This window comes from Mesorhizobium sp. WSM3860 (assembly GCF_002294995.1).
Classification (GTDB): Bacteria; Pseudomonadota; Alphaproteobacteria; order Rhizobiales; family Rhizobiaceae; genus Mesorhizobium.
On record NZ_NSGF01000010.1, the window covers coordinates 104,111 to 127,769 of the forward strand.

Here is a 23,659-nt window from a genome sequence, read left to right on the forward strand (position 1 = left end):
TACAAAGGTGACGGGCGTAGGCGCTCTACGGCGCCCCCCTCTGTCCTGCCGGACATCTCCCCCACGAGGGGGGAGATTGGCCGTCATCCGCGCCGACATTTTTTTCTGCAACGCTGAAAATTGGCGAAATCCGTCGTGCCGTCTGATCTCCCCCCGTGTGGGGGAGATGTCCGGTAGGACAGAGGGGGGCGCGAAGGAACGCGACGTCCGCCAGAAGCCGAAAAGGTAGCAGCGTGGCCAAATCGCGCGTTCAGTTCATCTGCCAGAATTGCGGCTCGGTGCATCAGCGCTGGGCCGGCAAATGCGACGCCTGCGGCGAGTGGAACACGCTGGTCGAAGAAGGCACCGCAGGCGGCATCGGCTCGGGGCCCGCCAACACCCGCAATGTGCGCAAGGGCCGCGCCGTGGTGCTCACCAGCCTGGCCGGCGATATCGAGGACGCGCCGCGCATCGTCTCCGGCATCGGCGAGCTCGATCGCGCCACCGGCGGCGGCTTCGTGCGCGGCTCCGCACTTCTGGTCGGCGGCGATCCCGGCATCGGCAAGTCGACGCTGCTGACGCAGGCCGCAGCTGCTTTGGCCTCGAAGGGCCACCGCATCGTCTATGTTTCGGGTGAGGAAGCGGTGGCGCAGATCAGGCTGCGTGCTCAGCGCCTCGGCGTCGCCTCGACGCCTGTCGAACTCGCGGCCGAGACCAATGTCGAGGACATTCTCGCGACAATCGCCGACGGCAAGCGGCCGGATCTGGTCATCCTCGATTCCATCCAGACGCTGTGGACCGATCTTGCCGATTCGGCGCCCGGCACGGTCACCCAGGTGCGCGCGGCCGCCCAGGCGATGATCCGCTATGCGAAATCCACAGGTGCCGCGATCGTGCTCGTCGGCCACGTCACCAAGGAAGGCCAGATCGCCGGCCCTCGCGTCGTCGAGCACATGGTGGACGGCGTGCTCTATTTCGAGGGCGAAGGCAACCATCATTTCCGCATCCTGCGCACGGTGAAGAACCGTTTTGGGCCGACCGACGAGATCGGCGTCTTTGAGATGTCGGACAAGGGCCTGCGCGAGGTCGCCAATCCATCCGAGCTGTTCCTCGGCGAGCGGCATGCGAAATCGCCCGGCGCCGCCGTGTTCGCCGGGATGGAAGGCACAAGGCCGGTGCTGGTCGAGATCCAGGCGCTGGTGGCGCCCTCCTCGCTCGGCACGCCGCGCCGCGCCGTCGTCGGCTGGGACGGCGCGCGGCTCTCCATGGTGCTGGCGGTGCTCGAAGCGCATTGCGGCGTCCGTTTCGGCCAGCACGACGTCTATCTCAACGTCGCCGGCGGCTACCGAATCTCGGAGCCGGCGGCCGACCTCGCGGTTGCCGCAGCATTGGTTTCGTCGCTCACCGGTCTTGCCCTTCCCGCCGATTGCGTCTATTTCGGCGAAATCAGCCTTTCGGGCGCGGTGAGGCCGGTTGCGCATGCGCAGCAGCGCCTTAAAGAGGCCGAAAAGCTGGGTTTCGGAAGCGCGGTGCTGCCGCTTGGCAGCGAGGAAGTCGTTGGCGGTAATGGGGCCGGGGGAATCGCGGCCGGCGCTTTCCAGCCCACCGAGCTTGCCGACCTGGTGGCGCGCATAGCCGGCTCACGGCGCAGCCGCGCCGACGAGGGGGAGTGATGCAGCTCATGATGTGGGGCGAAAGACATGCCGATTACGCTGCTTGACGGAATTCTCGTTGGCTTCACCCTGGTCTCAGCAATGCTTGCCATGGTGCGCGGCTTTTCCCGCGAGGTGCTGTCGGTGGTGTCGTGGGCAGCGGCGGCGGCGGCGGCCTTCTTCTTCTACAAGCCGGTCCTGCCCTACGTTCAGCCCTATGTCGACAACGACAAGATCGCCATGGCCGCGGCGGCCGGCATCGTCTTTGTCATCGCGCTGATCGTCGTCTCGGTGATCACCATGAAGATCGCCGACTGGATCATCGATTCGCGCATCGGCGCGCTCGATCGCACGCTCGGTTTCCTCTACGGCGCGGCGCGCGGCATCCTGGTCGTCGCGGTGGCGCTATTGTTCTTCAACTGGCTGGCCGGCGCCAAGGCGCCCGCTTGGGTGGCAAACGCCAAGTCCCGGCCGCTGCTCGAGACGATCGGAGCAAAGCTCGAAAGCGTGCTGCCCGAGAACACGGAAGAGCTGGTCAACAAATATACGCGTAAGGGCACGCCCCAGGCGGGCGCGCCGGCGACCACCGACCAGCCCGCGGCCGAACCGCCGGCGACCGGCGACGACAACGCGACGGCACCCGACGACAGCGAAGGCGAAGCGCCGGCCGACAATGAGCCGGCACCAGCCCCTGCGCCGGCTCCCGCCACTCCGGCACCGGCAAACTGAAGTTCAGGCCAGCGCCAGCGCTGGCCTCAAGCATTTATGAATGCGGCATCGCGTGCGTTGCGTTCGATGAGCGATCGCCTTATATGGCGGTTTTAGCGGAGCTTGAGCCCCAGATGGCAGACTCAACGGCAGACGCAGGCAAAGTCCTTTCCGCCGAGGCCGATGACCATTTCCATGACGAGTGCGGCGTGTTCGGCATTTTCGGCCGCCAGGACGCGGCAGCCATCGTCACACTCGGGCTTCACGCACTCCAGCATCGCGGCCAGGAAGCCGCCGGCATCGTTTCCTATGACGGCACCCAGTTCCACGTCGAGCGTCATGTCGGGCTGATCGGCGACACCTTCACCAAGCAGAACGTCATCGATCGCCTGCAGGGCAACCGCGCGATCGGCCATACCCGCTACGCCACCACCGGCGGCGCGGGCCTGCGCAACATCCAGCCCTTCTTCGCCGAGTTGGCCGAAGGCGGCCTTGCGGTCGCCCATAACGGCAACCTCACCAATGCGCTCACCGTCCAGCGCGCATTGCAGAAACAAGGCTCGATCTTCTCCTCCACTTCCGACACCGAAACGCTGCTCCACCTGGTCGCGACCAGCAAGGAACGCGATTTGAACTCGCGTTTCATCGATGCCGTTCGCCAGGTCGAGGGCGCCTTCTCGCTTGTCGCGATGACGGCCAAGAAGATGATCGGCTGCCGCGATCCGCTCGGCATCCGTCCGCTGGTTCTCGGCGACCTCGACGGCGCCTGGATCCTAGCTTCGGAAACCTGCGCGCTCGACATCATCGGCGCCCGCTTCGTGCGCGACATCAAGCCGGGCGAGATGGTGGTCATCACCTCCAAGGGCATCGAGAGCCTGTTTCCGTTCGAACCGCAGAAGACCCGCTTCTGCATCTTCGAATATGTCTATTTCGCGCGGCCGGATTCCTCGGTCGAGGGCCGCAATGTCTATGAGGTCCGCAAGCGCATCGGCGCGGAGCTGGCGCAAGAAAACCCGGTCGAGGCCGACATCGTGGTGCCGGTGCCGGATTCCGGCACGCCGGCCGCGATCGGCTTCAGCCAGGCCGCCGGCATTCCCTTCGAGCTCGGCATCATCCGCAACCACTATGTCGGCCGCACCTTCATCCAGCCGGGCGATTCCATCCGCCACATGGGCGTGAAGCTCAAGCACAACGCCAATCGCCGCATGATCGAGGGCAAGCGCGTGGTGCTGGTCGACGATTCCATCGTGCGCGGCACCACCAGTCAGAAGATCGTGCAGATGGTGCGCGATGCCGGCGCGAAGGAAGTGCATATGCGCATCGCCTCGCCGCCGACCAGCGCATCGTGCTTTTACGGCGTCGACACGCCGGAGAAGTCTAAGCTGTTGGCGTCGCGCATGTCGGTCGAGGAGATGGCCGAGTTCATCCGCGTCGATTCGCTCGGGTTTTTGTCGATCGACGGGCTCTACCGCGCCGTTGGCGAGGCGCGCCGCGACAACGACCAGCCGCAATTCTGCGACGCCTGCTTCACCGGCCAGTACCCTACCCGCCTGCTCGACTTCGAAGGCCACGACAACGTGCGCACGCTGTCGCTGCTGGCGAGCGGCGGCTCGTAAGCCGGTCCACCCCACGGAATCGCTCGCATGACCCTCGACCTTTCCGGCCGCGTCGCGGTCGTCACCGGCGCCTCGCGCGGCATCGGCTACTTCATCGCCAGGGAACTGGCCGCCGCCGGCGCGCATGTCGTCGCGGTCGCCCGCACTGTCGGCGGGCTGGAAGAGCTTGACGACGCGGTCAAGGCCGACGGCCGCGGACAGGCGACGCTGGTGCCGCTCGACCTCGCCGACATGGCGGGCATCGACCGGCTGGGCGGCGCGATCCACGAGCGCTGGGGAAAGCTCGACATCCTGGTCGCCAATGCCGGCATCCTCGGGGTGATCTCGCCGATCGGCCATGTCGAAGCAAAAACCTTCGAAAAGGTGATGACCATCAATGTCACCGCTACCTGGCGCCTGATCCGCACGGTCGACCCGCTGCTTAGGCTCTCCGATGCCGGCCGCGCGATCATCATGTCCTCCAACGCGGCGCATTCGGCGCGCGCCTTCTGGGCGCCCTACGCCGCTTCCAAGGCCGCGGTCGAGACGATGATGCGCTCCTGGGCGCATGAGACCGAGAGCCTGTCGCTTCGGGTCAACGCCGCCGATCCAGGCGCCACCCGCACGGCGATGCGCGCCCAGGCCATGCCGGGCGAGGATCCGGAGACGCTGCCGCATCCTTCCGAGATCGCCAAACGCATCGTGCCGCTGGCAAGCCCGGACTTGAAGGAAACCGGGCTGATCTTCCAGGCCAAGCACAACCGTTTCGTCGCCTATCGGCAGCCGGAATAAACCTGCCTCAAGGCGGATGAAACAAGCCTCCGGCTACGTTCTTCGAATGTAGAACATTCGAAATCGGAGGACCGACATGCGCAGACTTCTTCTCGTTGCCGCCACCGCCATTGCCGCCGCACTTGCCGCCACGGCAGGCGCGGCGCTGTCGCAAGACGCCAAGATGAGCTTCTTCGTCACCAGCGTCGGCTCCGGCAAGGGCGCCGATCTCGGCGGCCTCAAGGGTGCGGACGCGCATTGCGCCTCGCTGGCAGAAGCGGCCGGCGTCAGCGGCAAGACTTGGCACGCTTATCTCTCCTCCAGCGCCGAGGATGCGCGCGACCGCATCGGCAAGGGTCCCTGGTTCAATGCCAAGGGCGAGAAGATCGCCGACGACGTCGCCTCGCTGCACAGCGACGCCAACGCCATCACCAAGCAGGCGGCGCTGACCGAGAAGGGCGAAGTCGTCAACGGCCGCGGCGACAAGCCCAACCGGCACGACGTGCTGACCGGCTCGAAGCCCGACGGCACCAAGATCGCCGAGCAGACCTGCGGCGACTGGACGATGAGCGGCGCCGAGGGCGTCGCGATGGTGGGCCATCACGACCGCATGGGGCTCGACGATTCGGCAGCGGCCAAGTCGTGGAACTCCTCGCATGCCTCGCGCGGCGGCTGCAGCCAGGAAGCCCTCCAAGGCACGGGCGGCGACGGCCTGTTCTACTGCTTCGCTGTCGAGTAAGCGTCCGGCCAACGGTCGTTCACGGGTCTGTGACCAGGGCGGGGGAGCGTGTGCCGCCGTCCTGCTTTCGCCGTTTGCCGGGAGTTGCTAGGATCGATCCGACTCCGACATCCAGCAAAGAGGAATTCCCATGGCTGCCACCCCCAGCGTAGCGTTGGTCTGGTATCTTGTGATCGCCGGCCCGCAGGGCGGCATGGTGGTGCTGCCCAGCACTTTCGACACCCGCGAACAGTGCAGCAACGCGATTGCCGAATATCAGAAGCAGCCGACGCCGCAGGGTTGGGCCGTGCAGTGCGTGCCGAGCGCCTCGCCCTTCACCGACGAGGGGGATGCGGAAGAGCCATCGGCACAGTAGCGCTAGCCGATCTCCCCCTTGAAGGGAAATGGCCGCGAAGCGGCCATAGCGGGGCCCTGCCCGGCTCCACCTTGCAGGCGATCGGCTGACCGTCGAGGCTGCCGCGCACCCTGAGTGTGATCAGAGCCTTGGCGGCGTCTTCGCGGTAAGCCTCCTTCAGCGGTGCCTGCATAGCCTTGATGCAGTCGCGTCCATTTGCATCCCTTCCGGTCGTTTTCGGTGCCTGGATAGCACTGAGATGCTGGCGGGACAGCGCTCCTCTGCCCGGCATCGGCCGCCACCGTCGGCGATTTCCAAACTCGAAAACGAGATACCCTGTCGGATGGAGCGAAACTCGAACGTCCTTGGGCCGTTGCCAGACAGGAAGGAGATCCAGCATGGCCAAGGTGACCTCGCATCTGTGGTTCGAAAAAGACGCGCGGCAAGCGGTGGAATTCTATGTCGCCACCATTCCCAATTCCGCGATCGGCCGCACGACCGATGTGGCGGCGGACAATCCGAGCGGCCCCGCCGGCAGCGTCAAGATCATCGAATTCGTGCTCGACGATCAGAATTTCATCGCGCTCGAAGCCGGTCCGCTCGATCCGTTCAACCATTCCTTCTCGATCCTCGTCGAGCTCGATAACCAGGCCGAGATCGACCGCATCTGGAACGCCTTTCTCGACAATGGCGGCAAGCCCGAGCAATGCGGCTGGCTGAAGGACCGCTGGGGCCTGTCGTGGCAGATCGTACCAAAAATCCTCGGCGACATGGCCGCGCATCCCGACCGCGAGCGCGCCAAACGCGCCACCGAGGCGATGCTGGGTATGGTCAAGATCGATGTCGCGGCGCTGGAGAGGGCGTTTGGGGGGTGAAGCTGCCAATCTCCCCCCTTGCGGGGGAGATCGCAGTTCCAAACACAGCGCCAAGCCTATCCCCTTTGACTTCGCCCCTTCCAGCCATACCTTTGCGGCAGTCATTCCCGCGGAGGTCGCATGCGGTCCAAGTTGAAGCTCCTACCCCTCATCCTCCTGGCGCTCACAGCCTTTGCGCAGCCAGCCGGCGCCGAAACACCTGAACGGCCGGCGCCGGCCGGCGGCGTGCTGTCGCTTTTGCCGCCGCCGCAGGTCACCGAGCATTCGCTCACGCTTGGCGGGCGCAAGCTCGACTACCAAGCCAAGGCCGGCACGCTGTCGCTGCTTTCCGGCAAGGGCGAGGTCACGGCCGAAATCTTCTACGTCGCCTACACGCAGCAGTCGCCCGCCCCGGCGAAGGAGCGGCCGATCACCTTCGTCTTCAACGGCGGGCCGGGCGCGGCTTCCGCCTACCTGCATCTCGGCGCGATCGGCCCGCGCATCGTCGCGACCGCTGCCGACGGCCAATTCCTGCCGCCGCCGCAAAGGCTCATCGACAATCCGGATAGCTGGCTCGACATGACCGATCTCGTATTCGTCGATCCGGTCGGCACCGGCTACAGCCGCGAAGCACCGGGCGAGGACACCAAAGCGTTCTGGGGCGTCGACCAGGACGCCAGCTCGGTCGGCGCCTTCATCCGGCTCTATCTGGCGCAGAACGGCCGCACCGCTTCACCGCTCTTCCTCGCCGGCGAAAGCTATGGCGGCTTTCGAGCCGCGCTGCTGGCCAGGACGCTGCAGGAGGATGTCGGCTTGAGTCCCTCCGGTATCGTGCTGATCTCGCCGGCGCTGGAGTTCATGCTGGTGCGGCCGGACCAATTCGATCAATTGCACTGGGCGCTCGAACTGCCTTCGCTGGCGGCGGTGCGGCTTGGCGCCGACGGCGTCAGCGGCGAGGCGCTGCGCGACAGGCTGGCCGAGGTCGAGCACTATGCGCTTGGCGACTACCTGACAGCTCTCGCCAGCGGACTGGAGCAAGGCGGAAAGCTTGCCAGCGGGCGCGTGGCGGAAATCACCGGCCTGCCGCTCGAGCTCGTCGAACGCAATTTCGCCCGTATCCCGACCGGCCTATTCGCCCGCGAGTTCCAGCGCGCCAAGGGAAAGGTGCTCAGCCCTTACGATGCCATGATCAGCACCGCCGATATCTCGCCCGGGAGCGCCCGCATCGAAGGCCCTGACCCGGTGCTCGATCGCAGCGTGCCGGTGCTGACCTCGGCCTTCGTCGCTTACGCCCGCAACGAACTGAATTATCGCACGGATGTCAGCTACCGGCTGCTCAACGGCGAGATCAGTCACAATTGGGACTACGGCACCTCGCGGCAAGGCTATGCCGGGGCGATGAACGACCTGCAGCGGGCGCGTTCGCTCAACCCCTCGCTCGGTGTCGTCATAGTCAACGGCTATACTGATCTCGTCACGCCCTACCTCGCCTCGCGCTATCTGGTGAACCAGCTTCCCTCGCTCGCCGACGCCAAACCGGTCCGGCTCGATGTCGTGGAGGGCGGCCACATGATGTATCTCAGGCCGGACGGAAGGCGCGCGCTGAAGGAGGCAGCTTCGCAGCTCTACCAGGCGACGCAGTAAGCGCTTCTCGATCGTCCACGAGGGCTCTGCCCCAACGCAAGCGCCGCGGTGGAACAGCGCGGTACAAGCTTTCGACCGTATAGCTGGCACAGTGGATCCGATGGGCGGAGCGCCTCCACACGGCAAAACCAATCCCGCATGGCCGACGTCGTCATCCTAGAAAGTCGCGAAAGGGTGCTGGCCGGCATCCTGTTCACCGCGGCCGCCTATTTCCTGTTTTCCGCCCAGGATGCCTCGATCAAGCTGTTGGTCGCCGGCATGACGGTGTGGCAGATCATGTTCTTCCGCTCGGTCACCGTCCTTGCCGCCTGCGGCGCGATCGGCGGACGGAAGCTTTTCGCCGACACCGCAAGCTCGCCCATCGTGCGGCCGATGCTGGTGCGCAGCGCGTTCACGCTCGCGGCCTGGCTCTGCTACTACAACGCCGCACGCTCGCTGCAGCTCGCGGAGCTCACCACCATCTACTACGCCGCGCCGATCATCGTCACCGTGCTGTCGGTGGTGATGCTGGGCGAGACCGTGCCGCTCTTGCGCTGGGCGGCGGTGTTTGTCGGATTCGTTGGCGTCTTCATCGCCTGCGATCCGACGCGTCTCGGCTTATCCGTGCCGGTGCTGCTTGTGCTGGCGGCAGCGCTTTTGTGGGGCATCGCCGTGGTGCTCTTGCGCAAGACCGCGATGCAGGAGCGCACGACGATCCAGCTGGTGCTCAACAACTTCTACTTTCTGCTTTTTTCGGCGGTGCCGGCGTTGATCTGGTGGCGCATGCCGGACGCGCCGCAGCTCATGCTTCTCATGAGCGTCGGCGCGCTCGGCGGCGTGGCGCAATACATGCTGTTCGAGGGCATGAAACGGGCGCCGGTGTCCATCGTGGCGCCATTCGAATACACCTCGCTGATCTGGGCGTTTGCGCTGGGCTTCGCCATCTGGGGCGACGTGCCGAGAACCGAAGTCTTCATGGGCGCGGCGCTGATCATCGGCGCCGGCCTGCTGATCGTCGGCAACGAGCATTTCCGCAAACGGGTCCAGGACTCATGACAGAAGGCTGTCAGCAGGAACGACATAGTCTGGTGCCATGACGGATACGATCGACATGCCTGAAAAGCTTGCCAGGGGCACCGCCGACGCCACGTCCGAGCGCATGCTGGGCGTCGTGCTGGTCTCGGCCTCGGCTGTCGCCTTCGCGCTCACCGGCGTGCTGACCAAGTCGATTCATGCCGATCCACTGACCATTACCTGCTGGCGAGGCTTCTTCGGCTCGATCCTGATTGCTCTCTACGTGCTGTGGCGCCGCCGGCGCTCGGGCGGACCCCAGAGCCTCAGGCTCGGCTGGCGCGGCTGGCTGCTGGCCGTCGAGGGGGCCGCCGCCAGCATCGCCTTCATCTCGGCGTTCAAATACACCTATGTTGCCAATGTCGCGGTGATCTATGCCACCTCACCCTTCATTGCCGCACTGTTTGCCTTGCTGCTGGTGCAGGAAAAATTCCGGCTGCAGACGATGCTGGCGGCGGCCGTGTCGCTTTGCGGCGTCGCCATCATGGTGGGCGGCGGCCTTGGCAGCGGCCACCTGTTCGGCGACGGGCTGGCGCTTTTGATGACCACCGGCAGTGCGCTCTACATGATCATGGTGCGCGCCTTCCGCGATTCGCCCGTCGTCTGGGCCGGCGCGGTGTCCGCCTTCCTGCTCTTCGTGCTCGGCTGGTTCGTCACCGATCCGCTGGCCGTTTCGACCCGCGACGTGGCGTTGCTTGCCACCTTCGGCTGCTCCTTCGCGCTGGCCTCGATCCTCTGGACCGAAGGTTCACGGCTTATCCCCGCCGCCGAATCCGGCCTGCTCGGCTCGGCCGAAGTGCCGTTCGCTATCCTTTTCGCCTTGCTGTTTCTCGGCGAATTCCCACCGATGGCCAGCATCGTCGGCGGCGCGACCGTGCTTTGCGCGGTTTTCGCGCATGCCGGACGTGACTGGTTGAGGGCCAAATCGGCGCGTTCGTAAATTTTTTTCGCGGGTCACGGAACCATCATTGGACTCAGGCATTGTTAGATCGACGGGTCACCCCCCAAGTCCCCCCAAACCCCTCGACCCGTCCGACTAGAAGCCGACCCGCAAAAAGGTCGGCTTTTTCTTTGGGCGCTCCTGGCCGTTCAAGGCGGCAGCGCCAGGCCGTTGCCCAGAAGCTCCGCCAGATCCCGCGCCGGACGAGCCGCCTCGCGGCCGAGCCGGATGGCGAAGCCGGCCATGGGCAGCGGCGGGAGGTCGAGATCGGGGGACGCCTCTACGATGCCGGAATGGGCAAGACGCCGGGTGCGCGGAGTCAGCGCGATGCCGGCGTTGACCGCGCTGCGCAGGCCGGCAAGGCTGGCGCTGCCGGCAGCGATGCGGTAGCGGTGGCCGACGGCGTCAAGCGCATTGAGCGCAGCCTCCCGGAAGCCGCAATAGGGGTCGAGCAGCGCCAGCGGCACCACCTCTTGCCGCGTCGCCAGCCCTTTTTCGGAGCAGAGCCACAGCATCGGCTCGCCGATCAGGAACGCTTCATCCGGGGATGGCGCATGGCGCATGGTGATCGCGAGGTCGAGCTGGCCCGCCTGCAAGGCTGACCCGAGCTCCAGGGAGCGGCCGACGCGCAGCTCGATCCTGACGCGGGGATGGCTGGCGGCGAAGGCGCGCAACAGCTCCGGTAGACCATGGTCCGCAAAGTCCTGCGTCGTGCCGATGGCAATGCGGCCGCCAACGCGCGCGCCTTTCAGCGCCAGCCAGGCCTCGGTGTGGACGGCAAGGATGCGCCTGGCGTGGCCGACAAGGTCCTCGCCGGCAGGCGTCAGGCCGCGCCCCCGGCCCTGGGGCGCGAGCAGCGGCTCCCCGACAATCTCCTCCAGCCGCTGCATCTGCGCCGTGACTGCGGACGGCGAGCGGCCGACAGCAGACGCCGCCCTGGCCAGGGAGCCGCCATCGACGAAGGCGATGAAGGTTTTGAGCAGGTCGGGAGCGAGAGTTTCCATACTTCGAAAATATCGAAGTATTTGTCAAAAACAATACGATTTTTTTGATCCATGGACGATGGCATGGTCCCTTTATCGGCGGCGCCAAGCCGTCAGAAGCAAGGAGAGAAAAATGCCGATCATCAATGTCAGCCTCACCGGCGAGCCGGACGCAAAACGTTCCGCGGCGATCGCGAAGGAGATCACCGAGATTACAGCCACGCATCTGCGCAAGGACCCGACGATCACCGCGGTCGCGGTCAGCTACGTCGATCCGCAGCACTGGTTCGCCGGCGGCAAGTCGCTGGCCGAGCATGGCACGAGCACCTTTTGGCTCGACATCAAGGTGGTGGACGGCACCAACACCAAGCTCGAGCTCGAAGCCTATCTCAAGGCGATCTTCGACGCCTTCGGCCGCCTGCTCGGCGGCGTGCATGTGGAAAGCTACGCGCTGGTGCATGAGGTTCCGGCCGCGGCATACGGCTTTGGCGGCAAGAGCCAAGAGTTTCGGTTCATCAGCGGGAGACTGAACGCGGCGTAGTCGGCTTGCCTTCCCTTGTCCCCTTGCGGGAGAAGGTGGATCGGCGCGCACGCCGAGACGGACGAGGGGTGCTGGAAGAAGCGCGGCTTCGAAGAATCGATTGCTTTCAGGCACTTACATCTCCAGCGCAGCGATCCGTCCAACACCCTCATGCGTCCGAGCTTCGCCCGGCCACCTTCTCCCGCAGCAAGGGGAGAAGGGGCGCCCTCCCAGCCCCACATTGACCTTGCCCCCACTTCCGCTACCCTCTGCGCCGAAGCGGCCGCCCAAGAGCCGCACCGTGGAGGACACTGGGAGAGAGCGGCATGATCCTGACTTTGGCGCTGCTTGCCGGTCTTGTCTTTGCCTGGCTGCTGATCGGCCTAATAGAGAGGTTCCGGCTCGACCTGCGCTTTACCCAGGCGTTGCTCTACGTGCCGTTCAAGCTCGCCTACCGCATTGCCGACGATCGCATCCGCATTGCCCGCAATGCACGCACACCGGTCATTTATGTCGTTTCGCACCAATCGCGCATCGAGCCGGCGCTGATGCTGTCGCTCTTGCCGGACGACACGCTGCACATTCTGGACGAGGCCTCGGCCCGCTCGCCCTGGCTGGAGCCGTGGCGCGAGCTTGCCCGCACCATCGCCTTCAATGCCGAACATGTCTTCGTCAGCCGGCGGCTGGTGCGCGTGCTGAAGGGCAAGGGCCGGCTTGCGGTCTATCTGCCCGACGACGTCGAGCCGGACGTGAAGTCGTTCCGGCTGTTCCGCGCCATCACTCGCATCGCCATGCAGGCCGACGCCCGCATCGTGCCGATCTTCATCGCAGGGTCGCGCGACCTGCCGATGTCGCTGACGCCGGCCGAGAAGGCGCCGCGCCACTGGTTCCCACGCCTGTCGCTCAGCGTGCTTGAGCCGATGACCATCGCCGAGCTGCTGGCGCGCAACCCGGACACGGCCTCCAACACCAACGCGCTGTTCGACCGGTTTGCCGAGGCCCGGCTCTACGGCAGCAATCTCGACCGCGGCCTGTTTCTGGCCATGCGCGACGCGGCGGATCGCGTCGGCGCCTCGCATCCGATCATCGAGGATGTGATCTCGGGCGCGCTCAGCTATCGTAAGATGTTCATCGGCGCGCGCGTGCTCGGCCGCCGCTTCGAGGCGGTGACGGCGCCGGGCGAAGCGGTCGGCCTGCTCCTGCCCAACGCCAATGGCGTGGTGCTCTCGTTTGTCGGGCTTATCTCGGCCGCCCGCGTCGCGGCGATGATCAACTACACCGCCGGCCCGGCGAGCGTCACCGCCGCGATCCGCACGGCGGTCATTCGCACGGTGGTCTCTTCTCGCGCGTTCATCGAGAAGGCCGCCATCGACGACATCGTCGCCGCCGTCGAGGCAGGCGGCGCTAAGATGCTGTGGCTGGAGGATGTGCGCGAGAGCGTGACCATGCTCGACAAGGTCGCGGCGGCGCTTTTCTGGCGTTTTCCGCTGCAGCGGCAGCAGGCGTCGAAACCAGCGGTGATCCTGTTCACCTCGGGCTCGGAAGGAACGCCGAAGGCGGTGGTGCTGTCGCACCGCAGCCTGCTCGCCAACGCCATGCAGGCCGAGGCGCGCATCACGATCTCGCCGGCCGACATCCTGCTCAACGTGCTGCCCGTCTTCCATTCCTTCGGGCTGACCGGCGGCACCATCCTGCCCCTGGTAACCGGCGTGAAGCTGTTCCTCTATCCATCGCCGCTGCACTACAAGATCATTCCGGAGATCGCGCGCAAGGTGAAGCCGACCGTCATGTTCGGCACCGATACCTTCCTCGCCAACTATGCCCGCACCGCCAAGGACGGCGACTTCTCCAGCCTGCGTTTCGTGGTGGCCGGCGCCGAAGCGGTAAAGCCCGAGACGAGGCGCACCTACCGCGACCGTTTCCAGGCATCGATCATCGAAGGTTTTGGGCTGACCGAGGCGGCGCCCGTCGTGGCGGTGAACACCGCCATCCACAACCGCGACGGCACCGTCGGCCGCCTGCTGCCGGCGATCCGCATGAAGCTCGAGCCGGTCGAGGGCATCGCCGATGCCGGCCGGCTCTGGCTCGACGGGCCGAACATGATGATGGGCTACATGACCGCCGACCGCCCCGGCGAGTTGCAGCCGCTCGAAGGCTGGCACGACACCGGCGACATCGTCTCGGTCGACCGCGACGGCTTCATCACCATCCGCGGGCGGGCAAAACGCTTCGCCAAGATCGCCGGCGAGATGGTGTCGCTGGGCGCGGTCGAGATGCTGGTGCAGTCGCTGTGGCCGGAACAGCGCCATGCCGCGGTGGCGGTGCCCGACAAAGGACGCGGCGAGCGCATCGTGCTGGTCACCACGGCCGACGATGCCAATGCCGAAGAGTTGCGCCAGTTCGGCAAGAAGGCGGGCGCGGCCGAGTTGATGGTGCCCAATGACATCATCAAGGTGGAAGAGATCCCGGTGCTGGGTTCCGGCAAGACGGATTACGTGTCGGCGCGGAAGCTGGCGATCGATCGGCTGGGGCTGAGCGCGGCGGCGTAATCTCCCCCTCGAGGGGAAGATGGCCGCGAAGCGGCAGAGGGGGTCGTCTCACATAGAGAGCCGGCGTGTTGAAGAGGTTGGCGCTTCATGCGCGGCGACCCCCTCTGTCGCCTTCGGCGACATCACCCCCGCAAGGGGGGAGATCAGCCGCTACCCGATATCCGAAGGCGGCACCTTCTCGCCTTCGCGCATGGCGCGCTTCGAATAGGCGCGCACCGAGAACGGCAGGAAGACGAGGTAGCCAGCGACCGAGGCCGTCAGCGTGTACCAGGGATAGGCCATCAACAGCAGGATGTAGAGCACGACGCCGAGGATCACCGGAAGCACCCTGTCTCCCGGCACCTTGACGCTCTTGCCCGAATAGACCGGCAGGCGACTGACCAGAAGGAAGGCGACGAGCACGGTGAAGCCGGTGGCGACGAAGGCCGTCGGCCGGGTCGGTTCCAGGCCGAGCCGCAAGAAGTAGAGATAGCAAGGCAGCATGACCAGCACAGCGCCCGCCGGCGCCGGGACGCCGACGAAATACTCGGTCTGCCAGGCCGGCTGATCGGTGTCGTCGGCCAGCACGTTGAAACGAGCGAGCCGCATGCCGCAGGCAATGGTGAACAGAAGCGCCGCGATCCAGCCCGGCGAGCCGGCGCGGTCGAGCAGGAAGGCATAGAGCACCAGCGCGGGCGCGACGCCGAAATTGACGATATCGGCCAGCGAATCCATCTGCGCGCCGAACTTCGAGGTAGCCTTCAGCATGCGCGCCAAGCGGCCGTCGATGCCGTCGAGGAAGGCGGCGAGCAGAACCATGACCACCGCCGGCTCGAAGCGGTCCTCGAAGGCGAAGCGGATGCCGGAGAGGCCGGCGCAGATCGCAAGAACGGTCACCAAATTGGGCAGCACCATGCGCATCGGTATCTCGCGGATGCGCGGGCCGCCGCTGGCGTGTGCCTCGAACTTCTTGAAAGGCGCGCCCACCGCTCAGGAAATCCTGACCAGCGGGGCGACCGCCGCGCCGCCGAATTCGGCAAGGACCGTCTCGCCGCCTACCGCCGTCTGGCCGACGGCGACGCGCGGCACGGCGTTCGACGGCAGGAAGACGTCGACGCGGGAGCCGAAGCGGATCAGGCCAAAACGCTCGCCGATGCCGATCGAACCGCCCTGCTCGGCCCAGCAGACGATGCGGCGCGCCACAAGGCCGGCGATCTGCACCGCGGCAATGGTGCCGTTGGGGCTGTCGATGACCAGCCCGTTGCGCTCGTTCTCCGAGCTTGCCTTGTCTAGCTCGGCATTGAGGAACTTGCCGGGACGGTGCTCGATGCGCGTGATCCTGCCGCGCACCGGCGCGCGGTTGATGTGGCAGGAAAAGACATTCATGAACACCGAGATACGGGTCATTTCGCCCGTGCCCAGGCCAAGCTCGCGCGGCGGAACCGCAGGCCCAACTGCTGAAATCACCCCGTCCGCCGGGCTCACGACCAGCCGGTCGTCGACCGGCGTGACGCGCTCTGGATCACGGTAAAAATAAATGCACCAGCCGGTGAGGATCAGCCCGACCCAGAACAGGATCGTGGAGAAATAGCCGAGGAACAGCGTGGCCGCACCGAAGGCGGCGATGAAGGGATAGCCCTCGCGATGGATCGGAACGAACGTATTCTTGATCGTATCGAGAAGCGTCATAGGGCTGGGAGCCGTCCCTGTTTCAGGTCCGGTCTGAATAGCGGAAAGCCCCCCTCCCCGCAACGCAACAATGGGAGAGGCGAATAGGGTCCGTACGTCATGCCGAAAATAGATTCATTGGCCAGTCCCTTACAACTCCGGCACGCGCTGATAATTGGCGATATCGGCCTTGACGCCGAGGCGCGCGATCGTTTCATGCGGGCTGAAGGCGATGCGCTCGTGCGCTGCCTTGACGATCGGCACGACTTTGTCGACGGCGGCCTGGCTTTCCCATTCGACCATGGTGACGATGTTGAATTCGCCGGGGCCGGAGAACTGCTCGAGCAGGAAGTCCTGCACGAAGCCGTCCTGCTGGCGCAGCAATTCGTGCGTCGTCCTGACCTTGCCGAGGATCTCGTCGCGCGCTTCCGCCGGGACGACGAATTTGTCGACCCGGAAGACGCTGCCATTGCGTTGATTTTGAGTGCTCATTTCGATCAGTCTCCGTTCTTGGAAGGCTTGCTTCGCAGGGGCTCGGAGACGGTTTGCAAGCTCAAGCTAGGTTGAGGTCAAGGGGAATTTTTCGGCGCAACCTCCCTTCTCCCCTTGTGGGAGAAGGTGGCCGAGCGAAGCTCGGTCGGATGAGGGGTGCTCCAGCGGAGTGAGACGCTGGCATTCCCTGGAACACCCCTCAACCGTCTCGGCGCTAGCTCACCTCCGACGTCCTTCTCCGTACGATCACACCGAACTCGTCGCTTTCACGCGCAATGCGCAGGCGCTCCTCGGCTTCCGTGGCTTCGCGCTGGCGGTCCCACATCGAGGTGTAGAGGCCCTGCTGGCGCAAGAGCGCGGCGTGGGTGCCGCGCTCGGCGATCTGGCCGTCCTTCAGCACGATGATCTCGTCGGCCGAAATCACCGTCGACAGCCGGTGGGCAATCACAAGCGTGGTGCGGCCCTTGCTGACGAGGTCCAGCGCCGCCTGGATCTCCTGCTCGGTCTGGGTGTCCAGCGCCGAGGTCGCCTCGTCGAGCATCAGGATCGGCGGCGCCTTGAGGATGGTGCGGGCGATCGCCACGCGCTGCTTCTCGCCGCCCGACAGTTTCAGGCCGCGCTCGCCGACCATCGAGCGATAGCCCTCGGGCAGCTTCTCGATGAACGGCCCGATCTGGGCGAGCTCGGCCGCCTTGCGCACCTCCTCCTCGCTGGCGCCGACGCGGCCGTAGCGGATGTTGTAGGCGATGGTGTCGTTGAAGAGCACGGTGTCCTGCGGCACCATGCCGAGCACCGCGCGCAGGCTCTCCTGCGTGACGTCGCGGATATCCTGGCCGTCGATCAGCACCTGGCCGCGCTGCACGTCATAGAAGCGGAACAGAAGCCTGGAGATGGTCGACTTGCCTGCGCCGGAGGGGCCGACGATGGCGACCGTCTTGCCGGCCGGCACCTCGAAGGAGACGCCCTTCAGGATCTTGCGGTTCGAATCATAGGAGAAGTGCACGTCGCGGAACTCGACCTTGCCGGCACTCACCTTCAGCGGCCTGGCGTCCGGCTTGTCGACGATCTCCTGGGGCACGTCGAGCAGGTCGAACATGTGCTCGATATCGGTCAAACCCTGGCGGATTTCGCGATAGATGAAGCCGATGAAGTTGAGCGGCACCGACAGCTGCATCAGCATGGCGTTGATGAAGACGAAATCGCCGACCGACTGCGTGCCGGCCTGCACCTCCAGCGCCGACATGCACATGACGATGACCGTGCCGAGGCCGAAGATGAGACCCTGGCCGAAGTTAAGCCAGCCGAGCGAGGTCCAGGTCTTGGTGGCGGCGGTTTCATAACGCGCCATCGAGCGGTCGAAGCGCTCGGCTTCCATGCGCTCGTTGGTGAAATATTTGACCGTCTCGAAATTCAAGAGCGAGTCGATCGCCTTGGTATTGGCGTCGGTGTCGCTTTCGTTCATGTCGCGGCGGATCGAGATGCGCCAGTCGCTGGCCTTGACTGTGAACCAGACATAGATCCACACGGTTACCGCGACCACGGCAACGTATTTCCAGCCATAGGTGTAGGCGAAGATGCCGGCCGTCAGCGCGAATTCGAGAATGGTCGGCGCCGTGTTCAGCATGACGAAGCGCACGATCGTCTCGATGCCCTTGGTGCCGCGCTCGATGATGCGCGACAGACCGCCGGTGCGGCGCTCAAGATGGAAGCGCAGCGACAGCTGATGCATGTGCACGAAGGTGCGGAAGGCAAGCTGGCGCACCGCATATTGGCCGACGCGGGCAAAGAGCGCGTCGCGCAGCTGGTTGAAGCCGAGCTGGACCAGCCTCAGCACATTATAGGCGATGACCAGCATCACCGGCGCGAGCATGAAGGCGGGCAGCGGCGGCGGCGTCTTCGAGCCGTGGGCCAGCGCATCGGTTGCCCATTTGAAGAAATAGGGGCCGGCGACCAGGGTCACCTTGGCGACGACGAGAAGCAGTGTCGCCCAGGTAACGCGGGCTCTCAAGTCGGCACGGTCGGCCGGCCACATATAGGGCCACAGATTGCGCAGTGTGGTGAGGGTGCCGGTTTCGGCGGAGACGGTCTTGTCGGCCATTTTGTTGTTAGCTTTCTTTCATGCTTTTGCCGCAGCAGGAATCGACCAGGGCTGCGAGCGACGCCGAGACTTCGGCGAGCGTAGCGCGGTCCACTGCGTAGCGTGAACGCTGGCGATCCGCCTCGAAGCGGACGAGCCCAGCTTCGACCAGGATCTTCAGATGCTGCGAAACTGTCGACTGGGCGAGATCGAGATGATCGACCACCTCGCGGCAGGAGCAGCAGCTACTGGCCGAGAGATGCTTCAGTATCTCAATGCGCGCCGGATGCGACAGTGCCGCGAACCGCGTGGCGATGCCGCGGCTGTCGAGGGCGCGGCTGTCGAGGGCGCGGTTGTCGGATAGGGATTCGGTCATCGTTCATCGCCGATAAACGATGGAGGATGAGAGGGCAAGCTAGGCGGATGGGTAGCACGGCAGGAAGTGTCGAAAACGCTGGCGGGACAGCGCCCCCCTCTGCCCGGCCTGGCATCTCCCCCACGAGGAAGATTGCGCTCGCTACTCCGTCTTGGGCGCCGTCATCTGGTCGCCCATGGCTTTCATGTCGGCCGGCTCGCCTTCCTTCGACTTGCCGGGCACTTTGAAGACCTGGCCGGGCCAGATGCGGTCGGGATTGCGGATCTGATCCTGGTTGGCGAGATAGATGGTCGAGTAGCGCACGCCATGGCCATAGACGCGCCGCGAGATGCGCCAGAGCGTATCGTTGCGGCGGATGATGACGGCGCCATCGGCGTGTTCGAGCTTCGGTGCCATGGTTTCCGGCACGTCGGCCGCAGGATTCGCTTCAGCGACCTCGGCCGACGCGGCGGGCTTGCCCGCTTCCGCGGTTGCCGTGGCCGGCGCCGTTGTCTCGGCGGGATTGGCCGCCCCGGGCTTTGCCTCCGCCGATTGGGACCCTGCACCCTGGGCGAGCTTGCTTTCCGCGGGCTTGGCCTCGCTGGGCGCGACGGCGGCAATCGACTCGCCGGGCTCGCGTTCGAACGGCACAGCGGCGCGGGCGACGACCTTAACGCCGTCGTCGGCAAGGCCGTCGACATGAATGGTGTGGTTGCCGACCGGAATGTCGCGCGCCGCCTCGATCAGGAAATGGCCGTCAGGCGAGGTTTTGGCCTCGCCAAGCAGGACATCGTCGGCATAGGCGCGCACCTTGCGGCCGGGATCGGCCCTGCCCGCGACGAAGATCTTGCCGCCGTCGATCTCAACCGCCTCGACGGCGATCTTCGGCTCGTCTGCTGCGGGGGCGTTCTGGGTCGGAGCGGAAGCCTGATCCGTAGCTGCCGGTGCCGTTGCAGCCGGCGCCGTCGCCGGGGCAGACCCCGCCGGCGCGGTTGCGGCCGGCGCTTGCGCATCCGGTGCGGCTGCCTGACCGTCGGCGGCAGGTGCCGCCGGCTTGGCCGCGGGCTGCGGAATGGTCAGCAATTCGGACGGCTTGCCCGGCTCCTCGACCATCGCCAGCACCTGCCCGGTCGGGCTCTGCGGCACCGAGACGACGGCGGTCTGCGCCGAGGCGACGGCGACGCCGCCGGCGGTGGAGCGCAGCGTGATCGTGTAATCGCCTGGCTTCAGCGGATCGTCGAGCACGATGGCGAAGGCGCCGTCGGGACCGGCATCGGTCGAGCCGAGCACCGTGCCGCCGTTCAGGACTTCGACCTTGGCATTGGGCGCCGCGCTGCCGGCGACGACAATCGAGCCATTGCCTTCGACGCGCACGACATCAAAGGTTGGCAGCGTCGGTCCTGCGGCGGCCGGCGCCTGAGCGGCCGGCGCGGATTCCGCCGGGGCTGTCGCGTTGTTGGCAGGCGCCATTGCATTGTTGGCGGGCGCCATCTTGTTGGCCGGCGCCATCGTGTTGTTGGCCGGCGCCATTGTATTGGCCGGTGCTTGCGCCTGCGGCAGGCGCGCCTCGGTGGAGGCGCTTGAGGACTCGGCCGGCTTCGTGCCTGCCTGCGGCAGCGACGCGACCTGTGCCGGTTTCTGCTTGCTGATGTATGGGTCGAGCGCGCCCGACCCGTAGGCGACCGCCGCGACGACGGCAACGCCGCCCGCCGCGAACAAAAACGCCTTGGAAGGATTGATAGCCATAATCTTTTCTGCCCCTTAGCCACCTAACGCCGGTCTAGCGTGTTTTCACCAAGCTCACAAGAAAAAGCCCGTCCTTGGGCTTGACCGCGCCAACCGTCCCTATCACCAATCATGACCATGAACACGATTCGATCCGTCTGCGTCTATTGCGGTTCGTCTCCGGGCCGCGACGAGGCCTATGTCAAGGCCGGCCACCTGCTCGGCCGCTCGCTGGCGAAGTCCGGCCTGCGCCTGATCTATGGCGGCGGCACCAAGGGAATCATGGGCGCCGTCGCTGACGGGGCGCTCAAGGCCGGCGGCAAGGTGACCGGCATCATCCCGCGCTTCCTGATCAACAAGGAGGCAACCGCGACCGCTCTCGACAAGCTCGACGAGCTGCTGATCACCGACAACATGCACGAGCGCAAGCACAGGATGTTCGAGAAATCCGACGCCTTCGTGGCGCTGCCCGGCGGCATCGGCACGGTCGAGGAGATCGTCGAAATCATGACCTGGGCGCAACTCGGCCATCACCGCAAGCCGATCGTGTTCGCCAACATCAAGGCCTTCTGGGACCCGATGCTGGCGCTCATCGAGCACATGTCGGGCGAAGGCTTCATCCACACCGCACATAGGGTGAAGCCGCTGGTGGTCAACGACCCCGAGGCCATCGTCGCCGCCATCATGGTGGCGGGCTCGTCGGTCGACGCGCCGACGGAGGGTGTGCAGTCGGTGATAGATAAGATGTGAGGAGTGAGTAGTGAGTAGTGAGTAGTGAACAACCGAGCACATGACCGGCTTCACACTATTCACTATTCACTATTCACTATTCGCTACTCACTACTCACCGCCTCCTCAGATCGGCAATCACCGCGCGCCTGTCGTTGCGCCGCCAGGCGAGATGAATTTCAACGCTGCGCGTGAACCATGGCAGGTCGCGAAAGACGATGCCGGCCGGCGCGGCGCTTTGCAGGCTTTCCTGTACCGTCGCCAGGCCCAGCCCGGCGCTGACCAGGCCAAGCGAGGTCAAGGGATCGGCCGTCTCATAGGCGATGTCGGGCAAGAAACCGGCCTCCATGCAGGCCGCCAGGAACTGCGCGCGGTTGGTGTCGTCGGGTTGGCGCACGACGGTGATCCAGACGCGGCCGTCGAGATGGCGGGCCCGGATCTCGGCGACGCCGGCCAGAGAATCGCCCTCGGGCATCGCCAGCACCAGCGGTTCGCGCCGCAGCAGCATGCTGTCGATGTCCGGATCGCCTTGCGGCGCCGGCGCATAGACGAAACCGAGGTCGAGCACGCGCTGGCGTAGATCCTCGAACTGCGCGGCCGTGCGGCGGCTCCTCAGTTGCAGATGAAAATCCGGCCGCTCGCGGCGGAATTCCCTGAGCATCGCGGCGATCAGCCCGGCATGCACCGCCCCCTCGACATAGCCGATGGCGAGGCTGCCGGCGGCGCCGCTTGCAAGATTGCGGCCGAGTTCTTCCAGCCGCGCGGCATTGGCGAGCAGCGCCCGGGCCTCGGCTAGGAAGGCCCTGCCCTCGGCGTTGAGATGGACGCGCTGCTTCGACCGCTCGAAAAGCGTGACGCCCAATTGCTCCTCGAGCTGCATGATCTGCCGGCTCAAGGGCGACTGCGAGATATGCAGCTGCTCGGCGGCGCGACCGACATTGCCGGCCTCGGCCACGGCGACGAAATAGCGGATCTGCCGCAGGTCAAGCATTGTTTCCCTCTATGACTTCCAGTCCTTGAAGGTCTGAACTTTAGCCTAATCAGTCTTGGACAGTCTGACCAGCCGGCGCGATATCTTCCGCATCAACCGGCCACAAAGGAGACCGCCATGCAGTTCTTTGCCCTTCTCACCCGCAACACCGAAAAGTTCAGCGATGGCGATTTCGCGCCGCTGCTTCCGGGCGAAGCCGAGCAGCGGCGCACGCTCTATGCGCAAGGCGCCGTGCGCCAGGTCTGGAACCGCGGCGATATTCCCGGCAGCGGCATGATGTTCGAGGCTGCCGACGACAAGGAGGTGCGCGGCCATCTCGCCACCCTGCCGCTGGTCGAGGCCGGAATGATGGACATCGCGGCGATCGTGCCGCTCAATCCCTATCCCGGCTTCGGCCCGAAGCGCTGAGACCGGCATGAAGATAGGTGCTGCCCCTCACCCGGCAGCACCTATAAGCGACCAAAGATGCGACGCAAAAGGCCCGCCCGCGACGCCCCGGTGTAGCGCTCGGGCAATGGGCGGGTGAGCAGGAACTGGTCGCGCCCTTCGACGGTCTCGGTGCCGCAATAGCTGCATTGCTGGGAACGGGCCAAAGGAACGATTTCCTTCAACACCGCCCCGAACCCTTCTCCGTCGATGGGCACGTTCTTTGCCATGCGCAATTCGCGGGAGAACGCCTCGAAGCTGAGGAAGCGATAGCCGCGCTTTTCGAGCTCGGCGCACAGCTTTTTCAGTGCAGGCTCCGCGCCCCAGAACTCGAAGCGCGTCGGGCGAATACGGGCCTCCGGGGCGATTTCCAGGTTGAGGTCGCCAATCGCCTCGGCAGGCAGGATGAGCGGCGCCACCGCGGCGAGCGAATGCGATTCGAGAGTGAGCGGAAAGGCAAACGCCTCGGCAGCCTTGCGGGCGATCCGCTCGAAGCCGGCGACATCTTCGGTCGTGAAATAGAAATCCCTGCGCCCCTCGCCATGCTGCTCCGCTATGTAGCAAGCAAGACAGCCGGCGTTTGCCAGATCGTCGCAAAGCCTTTCGAGGAAGGCGTAATTCCGAGCCGATCCTTTGAGCGTCAGCAGAGCGTCACGCGGCGTTAATTCGCTTGCACGCGGGGTGAGCTTCAGGAGCAGGATCGGAAGGGCCGCCGCAGCGCGCAGAAGCTGCATGTTCACCCGGGTATGGATGAACAGCTCGCCGCCGCCATCGGGGCGGTAGCGGACCAGGCTGCGATGCGGTTCCGCCTCGCGGATGACTTCTTCCGTCTCATCGTTTGAGATCTGTTCGCCGGTTATATTGAACTGAAGCAAAGTCATCGCCTTCCCCGCGGCGCA

Annotated in this window: 23 protein-coding genes and 1 pseudogene; 14 read left to right on the top strand and 10 right to left on the bottom strand. The window is 65.4% G+C overall.

Features of this window, described 5'->3' with window-relative positions; translation table 11 throughout:
* The first annotated feature begins 233 nt into the window (after positions 1-233).
* The 6 genes from radA (at position 234) to CK220_RS17680 (ending at position 5,799) form a co-directional block, all read left to right on the top strand.
* The gene (gene radA / locus CK220_RS17655; protein WP_095812750.1) at positions 234-1,652 is read left to right on the top strand and encodes a DNA repair protein RadA; all 1,419 of its coding nucleotides are present in this window, start codon (positions 234-236) and stop codon (positions 1,650-1,652) included.
* Positions 1,653-1,679: 27 nt separating this feature from the next.
* Complete coding sequence (locus CK220_RS17660) at positions 1,680-2,360, top strand: CvpA family protein (protein WP_095812751.1); 681 nt, start codon at positions 1,680-1,682, stop codon at positions 2,358-2,360.
* A 113-nt stretch (positions 2,361-2,473) separates the two neighbouring features.
* Positions 2,474-3,955 carry an amidophosphoribosyltransferase gene (gene purF, locus CK220_RS17665; RefSeq protein ID WP_095800085.1) on the top strand — a complete coding sequence of 494 codons (1,482 nt, stop codon included), beginning with the start codon at positions 2,474-2,476 and terminating at the stop codon, positions 3,953-3,955.
* A 27-nt stretch (positions 3,956-3,982) separates the two neighbouring features.
* Positions 3,983-4,726: an SDR family NAD(P)-dependent oxidoreductase gene (locus tag CK220_RS17670; protein WP_095812752.1), complete on the top strand. Its 744-nt coding sequence runs from the start codon at positions 3,983-3,985 to the stop codon at positions 4,724-4,726.
* Positions 4,727-4,802: 76 nt separating this feature from the next.
* Positions 4,803-5,444 carry a hypothetical protein gene (locus tag CK220_RS17675; RefSeq protein ID WP_095812753.1) on the top strand — a complete coding sequence of 214 codons (642 nt, stop codon included), beginning with the start codon at positions 4,803-4,805 and terminating at the stop codon, positions 5,442-5,444.
* Positions 5,445-5,574: 130 nt separating this feature from the next.
* Positions 5,575-5,799 (top strand): hypothetical protein, encoded by a 225-nt coding sequence (locus CK220_RS17680; protein ID WP_095812754.1) that lies wholly within the window; start codon positions 5,575-5,577, stop codon positions 5,797-5,799.
* Positions 5,800-5,851: 52 nt separating this feature from the next.
* Here CK220_RS17680 and CK220_RS32510 read toward each other — a convergent pair.
* Positions 5,852-5,971, bottom strand: a pseudogene (locus CK220_RS32510) (OsmC family peroxiredoxin); the annotation flags it as partial.
* 205 nt (positions 5,972-6,176) lie between these two features.
* Between CK220_RS32510 and CK220_RS17690 the strand changes: the two are divergent.
* The 4 genes from CK220_RS17690 to CK220_RS17705 all read left to right on the top strand — a co-directional run bounded on the left by CK220_RS17690 (position 6,177) and on the right by CK220_RS17705 (position 10,266).
* On the top strand, positions 6,177-6,653 hold the full coding sequence (locus CK220_RS17690) for a VOC family protein (RefSeq protein WP_095812755.1): 477 nt from the start codon (positions 6,177-6,179) through the stop codon (positions 6,651-6,653).
* Between the two features lie 120 nt (positions 6,654-6,773).
* The gene (locus CK220_RS17695; protein ID WP_095812756.1) at positions 6,774-8,276 is read left to right on the top strand and encodes a peptidase S10; all 1,503 of its coding nucleotides are present in this window, start codon (positions 6,774-6,776) and stop codon (positions 8,274-8,276) included.
* 138 nt (positions 8,277-8,414) lie between these two features.
* A complete protein-coding gene (locus tag CK220_RS17700; protein ID WP_095812757.1) occupies positions 8,415-9,311 on the top strand; it encodes a DMT family transporter in 897 nt (298 codons plus the stop codon).
* Between the two features lie 55 nt (positions 9,312-9,366).
* Positions 9,367-10,266: a DMT family transporter gene (locus tag CK220_RS17705; protein ID WP_095812839.1), complete on the top strand. Its 900-nt coding sequence runs from the start codon at positions 9,367-9,369 to the stop codon at positions 10,264-10,266.
* Between the two features lie 149 nt (positions 10,267-10,415).
* Here CK220_RS17705 and CK220_RS17710 read toward each other — a convergent pair whose 3' ends face one another.
* Entirely contained in the window at positions 10,416-11,270 is an 855-nt protein-coding gene (locus CK220_RS17710) for a LysR substrate-binding domain-containing protein (protein WP_095812758.1), read from the bottom strand.
* 112 nt (positions 11,271-11,382) lie between these two features.
* Between CK220_RS17710 and CK220_RS17715 the strand changes: the two genes are divergently transcribed.
* A complete protein-coding gene (locus tag CK220_RS17715; protein ID WP_095812840.1) occupies positions 11,383-11,790 on the top strand; it encodes a 4-oxalocrotonate tautomerase family protein in 408 nt (135 codons plus the stop codon).
* 305 nt (positions 11,791-12,095) lie between these two features.
* Positions 12,096-14,318, top strand: coding sequence for an AMP-binding protein (locus tag CK220_RS17720; RefSeq protein WP_095812759.1), 2,223 nt, complete (start codon positions 12,096-12,098; stop codon positions 14,316-14,318).
* Between the two features lie 150 nt (positions 14,319-14,468).
* Here CK220_RS17720 and CK220_RS17725 read toward each other — a convergent pair whose 3' ends face one another.
* The 6 genes from CK220_RS17725 to CK220_RS17750 form a co-directional block, all read right to left on the bottom strand.
* A complete protein-coding gene (locus CK220_RS17725) occupies positions 14,469-15,212 on the bottom strand; it encodes a phosphatidylcholine/phosphatidylserine synthase (RefSeq protein ID WP_245429258.1) in 744 nt (247 codons plus the stop codon).
* A 75-nt stretch (positions 15,213-15,287) separates the two neighbouring features.
* Positions 15,288-16,025, bottom strand: a complete 738-nt coding sequence (locus CK220_RS17730; protein ID WP_280952737.1) for a phosphatidylserine decarboxylase — start codon at positions 16,023-16,025, stop codon at positions 15,288-15,290.
* Positions 16,026-16,115: 90 nt separating this feature from the next.
* Entirely contained in the window at positions 16,116-16,457 is a 342-nt protein-coding gene (locus CK220_RS17735) for an antibiotic biosynthesis monooxygenase (protein ID WP_095812762.1), read from the bottom strand.
* A gap of 214 nt (positions 16,458-16,671) precedes the next feature.
* Complete coding sequence (locus CK220_RS17740) at positions 16,672-18,555, bottom strand: ABC transporter ATP-binding protein/permease (protein WP_095812763.1); 1,884 nt, start codon at positions 18,553-18,555, stop codon at positions 16,672-16,674.
* Between the two features lie 7 nt (positions 18,556-18,562).
* Positions 18,563-18,910 (bottom strand): metalloregulator ArsR/SmtB family transcription factor, encoded by a 348-nt coding sequence (locus CK220_RS17745; protein ID WP_095812764.1) that lies wholly within the window; start codon positions 18,908-18,910, stop codon positions 18,563-18,565.
* 141 nt (positions 18,911-19,051) lie between these two features.
* On the bottom strand, positions 19,052-20,635 hold the full coding sequence (locus CK220_RS17750) for a LysM peptidoglycan-binding domain-containing protein (RefSeq protein WP_095812765.1): 1,584 nt from the start codon (positions 20,633-20,635) through the stop codon (positions 19,052-19,054).
* Positions 20,636-20,752: 117 nt separating this feature from the next.
* Between CK220_RS17750 and CK220_RS17755 the strand changes: the two genes are divergently transcribed.
* Positions 20,753-21,364: a TIGR00730 family Rossman fold protein gene (locus CK220_RS17755; protein ID WP_095812841.1), complete on the top strand. Its 612-nt coding sequence runs from the start codon at positions 20,753-20,755 to the stop codon at positions 21,362-21,364.
* 94 nt (positions 21,365-21,458) lie between these two features.
* Here the strand turns inward: CK220_RS17755 and CK220_RS17760 are convergent, their stop codons facing one another.
* The gene (locus CK220_RS17760) at positions 21,459-22,334 is read right to left on the bottom strand and encodes a LysR substrate-binding domain-containing protein (protein WP_095812766.1); all 876 of its coding nucleotides are present in this window, start codon (positions 22,332-22,334) and stop codon (positions 21,459-21,461) included.
* 117 nt (positions 22,335-22,451) lie between these two features.
* On the opposite strand from CK220_RS17760, the gene CK220_RS17765 reads away from it, so the two are divergent.
* Positions 22,452-22,742: a muconolactone Delta-isomerase family protein gene (locus CK220_RS17765; protein ID WP_095812767.1), complete on the top strand. Its 291-nt coding sequence runs from the start codon at positions 22,452-22,454 to the stop codon at positions 22,740-22,742.
* A gap of 41 nt (positions 22,743-22,783) precedes the next feature.
* On the opposite strand, the gene CK220_RS17770 is transcribed toward CK220_RS17765, so the two are convergent.
* Positions 22,784-23,641, bottom strand: coding sequence for a hypothetical protein (locus CK220_RS17770; RefSeq protein ID WP_095812768.1), 858 nt, complete (start codon positions 23,639-23,641; stop codon positions 22,784-22,786).
* Positions 23,642-23,659: the final 18 nt, after the last annotated feature.

Excerpts from the sequence above, each read along its gene's own strand:
- CK220_RS17660 (WP_095812751.1), top strand. The coding sequence starts at position 1,680 with ATGCCGATTACGCTGCTTGACGGAATTCTCGTTGGCTTCACCCTGGTC.
- purF (WP_095800085.1), top strand. The coding sequence starts at position 2,474 with ATGGCAGACTCAACGGCAGACGCAGGCAAAGTCCTTTCCGCCGAGGCC.
- CK220_RS17670 (WP_095812752.1), top strand. The coding sequence starts at position 3,983 with ATGACCCTCGACCTTTCCGGCCGCGTCGCGGTCGTCACCGGCGCCTCG.
- CK220_RS17675 (WP_095812753.1), top strand. The coding sequence starts at position 4,803 with ATGCGCAGACTTCTTCTCGTTGCCGCCACCGCCATTGCCGCCGCACTT.
- CK220_RS17680 (WP_095812754.1), top strand. The coding sequence starts at position 5,575 with ATGGCTGCCACCCCCAGCGTAGCGTTGGTCTGGTATCTTGTGATCGCC.
- CK220_RS17690 (WP_095812755.1), top strand. The coding sequence starts at position 6,177 with ATGGCCAAGGTGACCTCGCATCTGTGGTTCGAAAAAGACGCGCGGCAA.
- CK220_RS17695 (WP_095812756.1), top strand. The coding sequence starts at position 6,774 with ATGCGGTCCAAGTTGAAGCTCCTACCCCTCATCCTCCTGGCGCTCACA.
- CK220_RS17700 (WP_095812757.1), top strand. The coding sequence starts at position 8,415 with ATGGCCGACGTCGTCATCCTAGAAAGTCGCGAAAGGGTGCTGGCCGGC.
- CK220_RS17705 (WP_095812839.1), top strand. The coding sequence starts at position 9,367 with ATGCCTGAAAAGCTTGCCAGGGGCACCGCCGACGCCACGTCCGAGCGC.
- CK220_RS17710 (WP_095812758.1), bottom strand. The coding sequence starts at position 11,270 with ATGGAAACTCTCGCTCCCGACCTGCTCAAAACCTTCATCGCCTTCGTC.
- CK220_RS17715 (WP_095812840.1), top strand. The coding sequence starts at position 11,383 with ATGCCGATCATCAATGTCAGCCTCACCGGCGAGCCGGACGCAAAACGT.
- CK220_RS17720 (WP_095812759.1), top strand. The coding sequence starts at position 12,096 with ATGATCCTGACTTTGGCGCTGCTTGCCGGTCTTGTCTTTGCCTGGCTG.
- CK220_RS17725 (WP_245429258.1), bottom strand. The coding sequence starts at position 15,212 with ATGGTGCTGCCCAATTTGGTGACCGTTCTTGCGATCTGCGCCGGCCTC.
- CK220_RS17735 (WP_095812762.1), bottom strand. The coding sequence starts at position 16,457 with ATGAGCACTCAAAATCAACGCAATGGCAGCGTCTTCCGGGTCGACAAA.
- CK220_RS17740 (WP_095812763.1), bottom strand. The coding sequence starts at position 18,555 with ATGGCCGACAAGACCGTCTCCGCCGAAACCGGCACCCTCACCACACTG.
- CK220_RS17745 (WP_095812764.1), bottom strand. The coding sequence starts at position 18,910 with ATGACCGAATCCCTATCCGACAACCGCGCCCTCGACAGCCGCGCCCTC.
- CK220_RS17750 (WP_095812765.1), bottom strand. The coding sequence starts at position 20,635 with ATGGCTATCAATCCTTCCAAGGCGTTTTTGTTCGCGGCGGGCGGCGTT.
- CK220_RS17755 (WP_095812841.1), top strand. The coding sequence starts at position 20,753 with ATGAACACGATTCGATCCGTCTGCGTCTATTGCGGTTCGTCTCCGGGC.
- CK220_RS17760 (WP_095812766.1), bottom strand. The coding sequence starts at position 22,334 with ATGCTTGACCTGCGGCAGATCCGCTATTTCGTCGCCGTGGCCGAGGCC.
- CK220_RS17765 (WP_095812767.1), top strand. The coding sequence starts at position 22,452 with ATGCAGTTCTTTGCCCTTCTCACCCGCAACACCGAAAAGTTCAGCGAT.
- CK220_RS17770 (WP_095812768.1), bottom strand. The coding sequence starts at position 23,641 with ATGACTTTGCTTCAGTTCAATATAACCGGCGAACAGATCTCAAACGAT.